General features: G+C 50.5%; 12 protein-coding genes. 7 read left to right on the top strand and 5 right to left on the bottom strand.

All coding sequences use genetic code 11. From position 1 onward, the window contains the following. Positions 1-79: 79 nt before the first annotated feature. The gene (locus ABDW72_RS01290) at positions 80-805 is read right to left on the bottom strand and encodes a class I SAM-dependent methyltransferase (RefSeq protein WP_347156631.1); all 726 of its coding nucleotides are present in this window, start codon (positions 803-805) and stop codon (positions 80-82) included. Positions 806-1,035: 230 nt separating this feature from the next. Here ABDW72_RS01290 and ABDW72_RS01285 point away from each other — a divergent pair, with 230 nt between their 5' ends. The 3 genes from ABDW72_RS01285 to ABDW72_RS01275 all read left to right on the top strand — a co-directional run bounded on the left by ABDW72_RS01285 (position 1,036) and on the right by ABDW72_RS01275 (position 3,538). Then, a complete protein-coding gene (locus ABDW72_RS01285; protein WP_347156630.1) occupies positions 1,036-1,569 on the top strand; it encodes a DinB family protein in 534 nt (177 codons plus the stop codon). Between the two features lie 80 nt (positions 1,570-1,649). Beyond that, the gene (locus ABDW72_RS01280; protein ID WP_347156628.1) at positions 1,650-2,351 is read left to right on the top strand and encodes a VIT1/CCC1 transporter family protein; all 702 of its coding nucleotides are present in this window, start codon (positions 1,650-1,652) and stop codon (positions 2,349-2,351) included. Between the two features lie 353 nt (positions 2,352-2,704). Next, the gene (locus ABDW72_RS01275; protein WP_347156626.1) at positions 2,705-3,538 is read left to right on the top strand and encodes a polysaccharide deacetylase family protein; all 834 of its coding nucleotides are present in this window, start codon (positions 2,705-2,707) and stop codon (positions 3,536-3,538) included. Here ABDW72_RS01275 and ABDW72_RS01270 read toward each other — a convergent pair. Then, positions 3,492-4,445 carry a PhzF family phenazine biosynthesis protein gene (locus ABDW72_RS01270; RefSeq protein ID WP_347156625.1) on the bottom strand — a complete coding sequence of 318 codons (954 nt, stop codon included), beginning with the start codon at positions 4,443-4,445 and terminating at the stop codon, positions 3,492-3,494. The two genes, ABDW72_RS01275 and ABDW72_RS01270, sit on opposite strands and share 47 nt — an antisense overlap. Positions 4,446-4,582: 137 nt before the next feature. On the opposite strand from ABDW72_RS01270, the gene ABDW72_RS01265 reads away from it, so the two are divergent. Continuing rightward, positions 4,583-5,194, top strand: a complete 612-nt coding sequence (locus ABDW72_RS01265; RefSeq protein ID WP_347156624.1) for a hypothetical protein — start codon at positions 4,583-4,585, stop codon at positions 5,192-5,194. A 2-nt stretch (positions 5,195-5,196) separates the two neighbouring features. Here the strand turns inward: ABDW72_RS01265 and ABDW72_RS01260 are convergent, their stop codons facing one another. Both ABDW72_RS01260 and ABDW72_RS01255 read right to left on the bottom strand, forming a co-directional pair. Continuing rightward, positions 5,197-5,802, bottom strand: a complete 606-nt coding sequence (locus ABDW72_RS01260; protein ID WP_347156623.1) for a hypothetical protein — start codon at positions 5,800-5,802, stop codon at positions 5,197-5,199. 151 nt (positions 5,803-5,953) lie between these two features. After that, positions 5,954-6,427 carry a hypothetical protein gene (locus ABDW72_RS01255; RefSeq protein ID WP_347156622.1) on the bottom strand — a complete coding sequence of 158 codons (474 nt, stop codon included), beginning with the start codon at positions 6,425-6,427 and terminating at the stop codon, positions 5,954-5,956. Between the two features lie 131 nt (positions 6,428-6,558). Between ABDW72_RS01255 and ABDW72_RS01250 the strand changes: the two genes are divergently transcribed. Continuing rightward, on the top strand, positions 6,559-7,035 hold the full coding sequence (locus ABDW72_RS01250; protein WP_347156621.1) for a nucleoside deaminase: 477 nt from the start codon (positions 6,559-6,561) through the stop codon (positions 7,033-7,035). A gap of 247 nt (positions 7,036-7,282) precedes the next feature. Here the strand turns inward: ABDW72_RS01250 and ffh are convergent, their stop codons facing one another. Then, positions 7,283-8,620, bottom strand: a complete 1,338-nt coding sequence (gene ffh, locus ABDW72_RS01245) for a signal recognition particle protein (protein WP_347156619.1) — start codon at positions 8,618-8,620, stop codon at positions 7,283-7,285. 329 nt (positions 8,621-8,949) lie between these two features. Here ffh and ABDW72_RS01240 point away from each other — a divergent pair, with 329 nt between their 5' ends. Then, complete coding sequence (locus ABDW72_RS01240) at positions 8,950-10,500, top strand: FG-GAP repeat domain-containing protein (protein WP_347156618.1); 1,551 nt, start codon at positions 8,950-8,952, stop codon at positions 10,498-10,500. A 142-nt stretch (positions 10,501-10,642) separates the two neighbouring features. After that, positions 10,643-11,977, top strand: coding sequence for a glycosyltransferase (locus ABDW72_RS01235; RefSeq protein WP_347156617.1), 1,335 nt, complete (start codon positions 10,643-10,645; stop codon positions 11,975-11,977). Positions 11,978-12,032: the final 55 nt, after the last annotated feature.

Genomic DNA, 12,032 nt, shown 5'->3' with positions numbered 1-12,032 from the left:
GCTGCACCCCCATTGACAAGGCATAAATATGATGCAGTAGCAGACCTACCTGTTCTGTTGGAAGAGAGGGCCGGGTAAGTTAGGATGACGGGGCTATGGTCAGTTTTGCCAGGTAGTTGCCAAACTCGCCCTCGTGCAGCACTTCCATTACAAAGCCATGCTTGGCGGCATAGTCCTGGAGTATGGCAGCATCAATAAAGAGCCAATTAAACCAGCCGCTTTCCTGTTCCTTGTACTTCATGTTATACTTCACCTCGCCGTAATAACCGGCATTTAGGTCCAGCACCACTGAGCCATCTTCCTCCTCATACATATACAGAATATCGGAAGACTCCAGCAGCACTTGCCCGCCCGGCAGCAGCAATGCTTTCAATTGCTCTAGCAATCGCTCCAGGCCAGTCAGATTTCCGGCAATACCAATGCCGTTCATTAGCAGCAGCAGGGTGTCATACTGCGGCTGCGGCTGCAACGCCAGAATGTCCTGGTGCAGCACCTGCTTTACGCCTCGCCGCTGCATTGCCTCCACGGCTCCTACCGACTGGTCAAGTGCTGTGACATCGAAATAGCGCTCCTGCAGTACCAGGGTGTGGCAACCGGCACCAGCGCCTATGTCAAGGACTCTGCCACAGCATGTTTCCAGGGCTACCCGCTCCAGTTCAGGCATCGCATCCCATTGGCGGAACAGATAAGGCACAGGAATTACATCATCTTCTGCCAGGTTGCTTTCCACCCTGATTTCTATCTCTTGCGCGGTTTGCAGGTAGTCCAGCATCGCAGTGCCCATGGGGTCATTTATTTCGCTCATTTTTATCAGTTCAGAAGACAAAGTAAGCAACAAAAGCCGTAAGGCGCCAGCAGCTTAAACAAATCCAATTACAACAGGCATCGCTTAAACCGGCACAGAGGTATACCTCAGCTAATTATACTGCTTTAGGCAGCCGAACAAGTTGTATTTATTAAAATTTTGATTAGCTTTATCCTTGTAATAGCCTATAAAAGTTGATGAAATCTGCCATTTATAGCCATGTTCACTCCATGAATTCAGTCCTAGAAGCAAAGTACCTGCGGCTGGAACAGTCCCGCAACCGCCTATTAGACGAACTCGAAGGCTTTGACAATGAGCTGTTGAACACCTCTCCGGCTGAAGGGAAATGGTCATTGAATCAGATTGTAGCCCACCTGGTACTGGTAGAGCAGCAGATAGTAAAGGTTGTAGAGCACCAGATAAACGGACAAAAGGAGCTTCCAAGCTCCACTTTTTTCAACGAAATCAGGTCTGTGCTGCTCAAACTGGCCCTGAAATCTGGCAAGAAGTATAAAGCGCCGGCCTCCGTAGCATCTGTGCCGCAGACGGCAGCCCTGGCTGATCTGCGCGTAGCTTGGGATGAAGTACGCTTCAAGCTGGAGGATGTATTAACTGATCTTCCCCACTCCCTGCTGAACAAATGCCTGTTTCAGCACCCGTACGCGGGGCCGCTTACCATACAGCAGACACTCACTTTTCTGCAAGATCATTTTGATCATCACCTTTCTCAGCTTCACCAGCTTGAACGCTCTTTCCTGAAATAGCGCTCTTCCACTCTTTTCTGCTTCTCCGCAACAAGTATGCGCTGGGTCAGTAAAAAGATACAAACAGCGAACTTTCCCTTATGGTAGCACATCACCAGGAAGAGCATCTCCGCAGCTCTGATTTTATCACCGATGTAGTCATTGGCATGTCGGATGGATTAACCGTGCCTTTTGCACTGGCCGCCGGCCTGAGCGGAGCAGTAGATAGTAACATGGTCATCATTACAGCAGGTATTGCCGAGATTGTGGCTGGCAGCATTGCCATGGGCCTGGGCGGATACCTAGCCGGCAAAACAGAACAGGAGCATTACCAATCGGAACTGCGGCGGGAGTATGAGGAAGTAGAACGTGTACCGGAGCGGGAGAAAGCTGAAATAAAGGAAATTTTTGCAACCTATGGCCTGAGCCCGCACACGCAGGAGGTGATTGCCGAGGAACTTGCCAGAGATAAAGATCAGTGGGTCGATTTTATGATGCGTTACGAACTGGGCCTGGAGGAGCCGCACCCCATGCGGGCACGCAACAGCGCAGCCACCATTGGCTTCTCCTATGCTGTCGGTGGGCTGATTCCGCTGCTGGGCTACATCCTGACCTCTACACCTGATCAGGGTTTGCTCACTTCCGCTATCCTGACGATCATTTGCCTGCTGCTCTTCGGATATTTCAAAAGCAAAGTTACAGGCCAGCCACCCGTGGCCGGCGCCCTCAAAGTTACTTTCATTGGGGTAGCCGCCGCAGTTGCTGCGTTTATGGTCGCCAAAGCATTTGATGGCCTGCTGTAGCGCTTGCTGCCTGAAAGCTCCCTCCGCAACTCAACTTAATTAATTGTACTTTAGCTACTTGCATTTTCTACCGGAGAACAAGGTATGTTTCGCTTGTACCCGCGAACAAGTATGGCTCGCCTCATACTTACAGAGGCATCCTGCCCCTCCCGAAAAAAAATTTGCTGGAGCTGCTTTATTACCTGCTGTTATACTTCTTTTTTGTATTTTGAGGGCAAATCCATACCACCCTTATGCTTACCCGATTTTGCATTACACCCCTGCTGCTCGTTGGCGCAGCAGTTGCCCTGTTTTCCTGTGAACAGAATAAACCATCCTTATCGCAAAAATCTGATAGGTCAGACACTGCTCCTGTGGAAGCTACAACGGTCCGCAATACTCCTGCTTCAGAGAGCACATCTCCTGCTTCGCCACAGGCTAGTACTCCTGTGACAGCAACTCCTGCTGATGCGGCTACGATCTTAGCCCGTCCGCAGGTTCCTATATTGTGCTATCACCAGGTTCGGGATTGGCGCAGTTCCGATTCGAAGCAGGCCAAAGATTATATTGTACCGGTAGCCCGCTTCGAAGAGCAGATTCAAATGCTGGCCGACAGTGGCTATCATACTATCCTGCCCGATCAGCTGCAGGAATACCTCCTGTATGGGAAAGCGCTGCCGGCAAAACCTGTCATGCTCACCTTTGATGACACCGACCTGGACCAGTATACAACCGCCTTGCCAGTGTTGGAAAAGTATGGTTATAAAGGCGTATTTTTTGTGATGACCGTATCGCTGGGAAGGCCACACTACATGACACGGGCACAGGTAAAAGAGCTGTCTGACAAAGGCCATGTGATCGGCTCCCACACCTGGGACCACCACAATGTAAAGAAGTATGAAGGCAAAGACTGGGAAATACAGGTAGACAAGCCTACCAGGCAATTGGAAGAGATCACAGGCAAGCCTGTTACGTATTTCGCTTATCCTTTCGGACTGTGGAATGCACAGGCTATTCCGGAGCTGAAGAAACGCGGCATGGTAGCAGCTTTCCAGCTATCTACGCACCAGGACGAAGCGGAGCCGCTATTTACCATCCGCCGCCTGATTGCTAGTGGCAACTGGACTGCTCCCACCCTATACCGCAGCATGACGAATAGTTTTAAATTGAAGAACCAGACGCCTCCAGAGGCAATTGCTGCACGATAACGGCCGGCCCACCGGCTTTCACGCCGGTGATCTGCCCCGCAGCATCTGTTTCGAGCTGCACCTCCAGTTGGCTTGGCGAAGGTGGCTGCATCAGGTAACCCTGGTGAATAACGAATTGCTCCTGCCTTAAGCCCAGGTGGTCGTGCAGGTGGCAGGCCAGTGGTCCGGCGGCCATTCCGGTAGCTGCTTCCTCGGGTATGCCATAGCCAGGCGCAAACATACGGGTGGTGGCATGCGCTGCTGTGGTTGCCCTGGTAAAAACGTAGTAGCCTACCAAGCCCAGTTTTTCGGAAATAGCGGCTATACCTGCCTGGTCAGGCTGCAGGGCCTGTAATGATTGCTCATCGGGTAGCTGCACCAGCAAAAAGCTAAGGCCTGTATGCGCGATCAGGAGTTCGGAAGGGAAATTGTAGTCTGCTGGCAAGTGCAGGGACGTAGCGATCTGAGCCTGCGTTACGCCTGCTGCTGCATAGCTGGTATACGTTGGCGGCAGCTGCGCCTGGTATACCTTTCCGTTCACCAGGTCTATCTGTCGCGGCCCTTCGATTGATTCCTTTATGGCACCCGGCTCTTGTACCAGTCCCTTTTGCAGCAGCAGCCCAAAGGTAGCTACCGTTGCATGCCCGCAATGCGGAATTTGGCGGTTAGGCGTAAAGAACTCCACTTTCACATCGCCAACAGCCGAAGCAGAAACAAAAGCTGTTTCCGATAGACCGAGGCGCGCAGCAAGTTCCTGCTTTTGTGGTGCCGTCATACGATCAGCATTAAGCACCACGCCGGCAGCGTTACCGCCAGCTACCGATTCTGTAAAAGCCTTCACCAGGTATAACGCAGGAGTAGTAGATGTCATGGCACAACAAGTATGTGGTTGAAGTATAAAGATACGGGAGGCTGCCTGAATCGCCATACCTTGCTACCACGGGTTTCCCACGCGAAAGCTATGCACGTACATACAAGACCGGCAAGAGAAATGACAATCGGCCGGTTAGTATACAGGTAACGCCCTGTGATAGGAATTTTGCCGTATGTAGCTTATAGCAATTCATGACAGCACCTATGCAGAACCCGCAGCAACACCTCGGAATAGATTTTGGCGCCAAACTAGCTGGCACCACCGCCATTGCCGCTACAGTAGATGGCCAGTTACAAGTATGGCAAAGCCAGCCGAACGAAGATGCCGATACTTTTATACTTAACATAAGTAATCAACTCAATACAAAGTTAATCTTTATTGATGCCCCACTTACCTTGCCTTCTGTCTATGCCCAGGTGCAGGCCACGCCTGCTTCCGATTTCTTTTTCCGGGCCGCTGACCGCGAGGTGCAGGCAATGTCGCCGCTGTTTATCGGCGGCTTAACGGCTCGAGCCATCCGGTTGCGGACCTTGTTAGCGGCTCAGGGCGTTGCCCTGCTTGAAACGTACCCTACTCAGCTGGTAAAGTTGTTATTCCCGCACCTCAACGGCTATAAAAAGAATGCTGCAGCACTTCCGGCGTTTGCCGAAGCACTGCAGCACCTGTTGCCTTTTCCGCTGTTGGAGCAGCCCCGTAACTGGCACCAGTTCGATGGGTTGCTGGCCTGGTACAGCGGCTACCGCCATTTACGGGGGGAGGCACATTTGTATGGGGATGCCACTGAAGGGCGCATTATCGTATAAGCTTAATCCGTTATATCAGCAGCGGTTTCCAGGGTGTTGAACTCCATCTGCAGGGCCTTTATCTTCACTTCTGTATCTGTCGGGACATCGCCTGTGATTGTTTTACGTCGCTCATTGAGCGTATTCAGCACCATTTTGGCCATTTCCCAATCCTGGTCAGTCCAGTTGTCGTGCAGTGCCCGCACATTTTCCATAAACGTAGTATAAGCTTCCTGCACATTGCTCTCATTAATGGAGGCCTGGTCTGCCCAGCGGCCCAGTAGCCGGCGTTGCCACTCGGCACGTTCTGCTTCCATGTGGCTGCGCTGATACATTTCGTCTGCTTCGGTAAACTTCTGCTTCAAATCCTGATATTGCTGTTTCACATCATCCGAAAAGCTGTTCTGCTTTTGGTCCAGTTCCTGGGTGCGCTTCTTAAAATCTTCCTTGGCTTGCTGCCAGTCTTCCGCTGTTCTGTCTGCTACGTTTGCGGTGGTGTTATTTACCCAATCCCCGAAATCGCCCAGCTCGTTCTGCACATCATTCTCTACTTCTTTGGTGGTAGAACATCCGCCGAGCACTGTCAGAAACAGCAACAGGGTAATCCATAAATTCATTTGCTTTCTCATATCGTCTATTGTTTTTTCACGTTTACCCAAGATACGAGAGGCATCACCTATAGGATATAAAAGGCATTATCCCAGCCGGGCAATACCGGGCCCTGACTATACCTCAAGCTAGCTGCCGGTAAACACAATAACTAGTTTGTAGAAGTGGTTGCTATTTTCTTTCAAATACCAGGTACACCTGCGCTTGACCCACATACTGCAGCACCAGATGGTCAGGCTGTAACTTCATAATTTGCCAGCGGTTGGCCGGCAGCGTCTGTATGCGGCGTTTGTTTATCTGCCGTACTTTCACATTAATCACTCCAGAAGACGGGTTAAGGAACCAGTCGCCCTGCTCCATCACGGTTTCGGCAACGGTAGCGCCGGGCGGGATGTTGTGCCGCAGCAGCTTGTACGTTTTATCCGGTGCAAACGATAGCTCCATTTTCTGCACCGGTGGCACTGGTTTTAGGCTGTCTTGCTCCTGCACTAGTAGCTGCTGCAACACCCAATCGCCATGGAGCATAGCCGCCGTATCGGCAAGCGCAGGCAGCAAGGTATGGTGCGTTGTGTAAGCCGGTGGTATATTGCCGCCGCCAGCACCTGCCAGCAGGCGGCAACTCAGTAGTATAATTGGCAGTAACATAATTGGTCTGAGAGTTTCTTAGTTTCGCTATGGTTCTATACTTAAAATATACGGTGGTAGGCAGATTTCAGCTTAACCCGTAAGGTGTAGCAGGCAATTGGAACAGCAGGCAGAAGATCAGAAACAGGTTTATGAAAGAGGAGCAAGAAGTATTTATGCGGGAGGCTATACAGCTTTCGCTTACCAAGATGAAAGAAGGTTACGGAGGGCCTTTCGGGGCTGTGGTCGTGCGCAAGGGCGAGATAGTTGCCAGGGGCTATAACAATGTGCTCCGCTCCAACGATCCCACGGCGCATGCCGAAGTGGATGCCATCCGTAAAGCCAGTCAGGCGCTCCATACCCCGGACCTATCGGATTGTGAGTTGTATACCAGTTGCGAGCCCTGCCCGATGTGCCTGGGCGCTATTTACTGGGCTAAATTTCGGAAAGTATACTATGGCAATACCAAACACGATGCTGCAGCCATTGGCTTTGACGACGCTTTTATCTATCAGCAGTTAAACAAAGACCTATCCAAGAGAGCGATACCGATGGAGCAGCTGTTGCCCTCTGAAGCACTGGAAGCCTTTAAAGCGTGGAAGCAGAAAGAAGATAAACCTGATTATTAGCTTTAAGCGCCCGCTCCGGCATTTTCAAAGCTATAACTTAGCTGCATCTGCATATCCCGACGCAGCAAAAGAAGAATCTAGCCTCTGAAATGCACCTTTGCTGCGCTTCCACTGAAATTGAGAAGTGCCTGAATGCCGGTGCTAATGCATTCGTTTTAAAACCGCTAAGCCGAAGTATAAACGAAGTATAAACGAAAAGCGCCTGTACTTGCGATACAGGCGCTTTTCGTTTATACTGTATGGGCATTTAGCGTTGCTTCATCATATTGGCCAGGTTGCTCAGGCCACCGCGCTTGCCGGACATCTTATTCATCGAGCGCATCATTTTGCGCATGTCGTTGAACTGCTTCATCAGGTTGTTTACCTGCGTAATGTCGGTGCCACTGCCTTTGGCAATACGAGCACGGCGGCTGCCGCTGATCACGTCCGGGTTCTCCCGCTCGTGCGGCGTCATCGATTTGATAATCGCCTCTATCGGTTTAAAAGCATTTTCATCGATCTCCACGTCTTTTAAGGCTTTGCCAACACCCGGGATCATACCTACCAGGTCTTTGATATCGCCCATCTTCTTAATCTGCTCCAGCTGCGTGAGGAAGTCGTCGAAGTTAAACTGGTTCTTGCGGATCTTCTTGTTGATACGCTTGGCTTCGTCTTCGTCAAAGGCCTGCTGCGCGCGCTCTACCAGCGAGATCACGTCGCCCATGCCGAGGATACGCTGCGCCATACGATCAGGGTAGAACAGGTCGAGCGCGTCCATTTTCTCACCAGTCGAGATGAACTTGATTGGCTTCTCCACCACTGCACGGATAGACAGGGCCGCTCCACCACGCGAGTCACCGTCGAGCTTGGTTAGCACCACGCCGTCGAAGTTGATGCGCTCGTTGAAGGTCTTGGCCGTGTTCACCGCGTCCTGACCCGTCATGGAATCAACCACGAACAGCGTCTCAGTTGGTTTTACAGCTGCTTTGATCTCGGCTATTTCTTTCATCATCGCCTCGTCCACGGCCAAACGGCCGGCAGTGTCGATGATGACTACTTTCTTATTTGTCTTTTTAGCATGCTCGATGGCATTAAGGGCGATCTGCACCGGATTCTTGTTCTCCAGCTCCGTGTAAGCCTCTACGCCTACCTGCTGAGCCAGCACCTGCAGCTGGTTGATCGCCGCCGGACGGTACACGTCGCAGGCAGCTACCAGCACATTGCGGTTCTGCTTTTTCAGGTAGTTCGCCAGCTTACCCGTAAACGTGGTTTTACCTGATCCCTGCAGACCAGCGATCAGGATCACAGCCGGATCGCCTTTGATGCTGATGTCCTGCTTTTCGCCGCCCATCAGCTCGGTCAGCTCCTCATACACGATCTTCACCATCAACTGCCCCGGAGAAACAGCGATGAGTACGTCGCGGCCCATGGCCTCGTCTTTGATCTTATCGGTAACAGTTTTGGCAACTTTATAGTTAACGTCGGCATCCACCAAGGCACGTCGTACCTCTTTGATGGTCTGAGCCACGTTGATCTCGGTAATACTTCCCTGGCCTTTCAGCGTTTTAAAGGCGCGGTCTAGCTTGTTACTTAAATTATCAAACATCTCTTTTCTCAGTTTACACTACAAAAATACGTATTTTAGATTACACTTAATAACAGTGCTTCTAAAATCCATTGCTGCTCTTCTATTCTCAGTGTTTTAAAGCGGTTGTAAGTTCATTTTGGCTAAAAACTTCTGTAAGAGCTAGTAATCCGTCCGGTTCTCAGCAGCATTTCGGATAAAAGCCTGGTTTTGCAAAAGCTTATACAGAATCTGAACAGCTTGTATGTCAGCTGCAGTACTAAACCGGTCTAAGATTAGTTACTTTGCAGCGTTAAACTTTGATGCGCTTGTTTTTAAGCGCTGCGCCGCTTTGCACCCGTAGCCCCAGTATGAGCCCAAGAAATACGTTAATTGCCGCCATAAGCCTGCTGATTTGTTTCTGTTTCGCACTGCTGACAGCCTGCGAGAACAAAAAGGCTGCCTCTGTTGCCTCGCAGAAAAACCTTACCGGGGAAGTGCTGGCCGGGAAGCAGCTGGCGGTAACGTATTGTAGCGCCTGCCATTTATACCCGCAGCCGGAGCTATTAAATAAAGAGAGCTGGAACAACGTGCTGCCAGAAATGAAGAAGCAGATGGATAAAAGCGGCATCCAGATTAAACTTTTCGAATGGCTGGCTATTCAGGATTCCTACAGGCAGGCCGCCCCTGCAAAGCTAACAGAGCCAGGCCCGGAAACTTTAACGCAGCAAGCTACCATTTTCAGGAAAACAGATAGCCTGACAGTAGTGCTGCCTAAAGAGTCGGCCGCCACCCTGGTGAAGTATGACGCAGCGGGCAAACAGTTTTTTATAGGCGATGCCACTGGCAACCTGTTTATTATCAGAAAAGGTGAGCTGACCAGGACCGTGCATACGGACCAACTGCCCGTTGACGTACAGGAAGACCGCACAAACCATCAACTGCTGGTGCTGGGTTTAGGCAATTTCTTCCCTTCTGAGGAGATGAAAGGAAAACTAGTTGCCATCAATGCTGACGGTAATCAGCAGACGATTGCCGACAGCCTGAAGCGGCCGGTACAGTTCGTTGCCCGGGATTTTAACGGTAATGGTGATCAGGAATACCTCATTTCCTCTTTCGGCTCCACCATGGGTAAGGTTAACTCCGGCAGGCTCTCGCTGTTTTACAAGCAGGGAGGCAAGTATAAAGAGAAAATTATTAAAGAAAGTCCCGGAGCTACCAAAGCGGTGGCAGGAGATTTTAATCACGATGGCAGACTCGATTTTATGGCTTTGTTTGCCCAGGGCAAAGAGTCAATCCTGCTGTTTCTCAACAAAGGAAACTTAAATTTCGAGGAAAAACAGTTGCTGGAGTTCCCGCCAGTCTACGGATCCAACAGCTTCGACCTGGTAGATATCAACGGTGACTCCTTCCTGGACATCATCTTTACCAATGGCGACAACTCCGACTATTCCACTATTTACAAACCCTACCATGGCGTCCGGATCTTCATAAACAACGGGCATAATGCATTTCAGGAAAAGTACTTTTTTCATGTGAATGGGGCAGCTAAAGTAGTAGCCCGCGATTTTGACGCAGACGGCGACCCGGATCTGGTCGTGCTGGCAATGTTCCCGAACCTATTCTCCAGAGCACAGGAAACACTGGTTTACCTCGAGAACGAGGGCGACCTGCAGTTTAAAGCCTCTTACCTCGAAAAAACGCCATCGACTCAGTGGTTTTTAATGGATGCAGGCGATATAGACCAGGATGGTGACGAAGACATTGTGGTAGGTGCCAATACGATGGTTACCATGCCTGTTCCGGATAGTTTACAACAAAAATGGCGCAAGCATAAGATCTCATATACTGCTTTCAAGAACATTTCAGAGAAACGACAGTCAAAAACATTCTGGGATAAACTACTTGGCTTTATGCAGTAGAAAGTAGCTTCTCCGGAGAATACAGGCAGCCTGTAAACACTGCCCTTGTTAATGCCGCTATACGTTTACAGGTTTTTACCGTAAAATCCTAAACTGAAAGATTCTTTCTATATTTGAAATATAAGCACCAAAACAAACCGCATTGAAGAACGACAAGCAGACTAACATCCTTTATATCTCTTATTACTGGCCACCTTCCGGTGGCTCTGGTGTGCAGCGGGGGCTTAAGTTTGCCAAATACCTGCCCCAGTTTGGTATACAACCCAGTATACTTACAGTAGATGAAAACCAGGCCTCCTACCCCCTGCTGGACCCGTCGTTGCAAGAGGAAGTACCTGCTGGCCTCGAAGTTTTCCGCACAGCTACTTCGGAGCCATTCGAATATTATAAAAAGCTGTCGGGCAAAAAGGAGCTCCCTTATGGCGGCTTTGCCAACCAAACAGCCAAAGACACGCTGCTGGACAAAGCCTTTAAATTTGTGCGTGGCAACCTGTTTATTCCGGATGCCCGCATCGGCTGGAAAAAGCATGCCCTGCAGAAAGCGGCGGAGCTATTGCCCAACGGCAAGTATAAAGCTATTGTAACCACCAGCCCGCCCCATTCTACGCAGCTGATCGGCCTGGAACTTAAAAAGAAGTATAAGCTGCCCTGGATAGCTGACCTGCGGGACCCCTGGACAAACATTTACTATTATGAGGAGCTTTACCACACAGCGCTAGCCAAACGCATAGATGAGAAGTATGAGCACCAGGTACTGGAACAAGCCGATGCCGTGATCGTGACCAGTGAGGATACCAAGCGCCTGTTTCTGAACAAGCCTGTAGCGGTAGATGCCAGTAAGATTCTGGTAATTCCGAATGGCTACGATGAAGACGACTTCCAGTACCCTTCTGCCCCGCCGAAGGATACGCTGCTGATTACGTATACCGGCACCATTACGGAGAACTACAACATCGATATTTTCCTGAAGGTGCTGGCGCATTTAACGTCGGTGCACAGCGAGATCAACTATAAACTACGCTTTGTGGGCGCTGTGCCAGACGGGGTCAGAAACCGCATAGAAAAAGCCGGGGTGCTGGGCATTACGGAGTTTGTACCTTATGTGCCGCACGGGGAAGCGATCAAGTACCTGATGGAAAGTAGTATCCTCCTGTTGGGTATTCCGGATGTGGCAAACGAATACGCCAATGTTCCGATACCAGGTAAGCTATTCGAGTACCTGGCCTCCAACAAGCCCATTGTGGCCATCGGCCCGGTGCATTCCGACACGGATCACATCATAGACGAATGTGGAGCCGGCCGCCTCTTCCACTACGCCGCCTATGACCTGATGCTGGACCACATGACACAACTGAGCAAAGCTTGGAAGGTGAACCCTAACCTGGACCTCCCCTACATCAACTATGCCCGGTTCTCCCGAAGGGCGCTGGCCGGGGATCTGGCCGAGGTGATCAAGCGGTTGGTGAAAGGAATGTAAGCTGTTAAATATGAGTAGCAAGTATGGCTTTGATGGCGATTTGTTGAAATGCGTT

It is taken from the genome of Pontibacter chitinilyticus (assembly GCF_039748935.1).
GTDB classification, from domain to species: Bacteria; Bacteroidota; Bacteroidia; order Cytophagales; family Hymenobacteraceae; genus Pontibacter; species Pontibacter chitinilyticus.
This window is presented reverse-complemented; position numbering and strand designations above follow the sequence as displayed.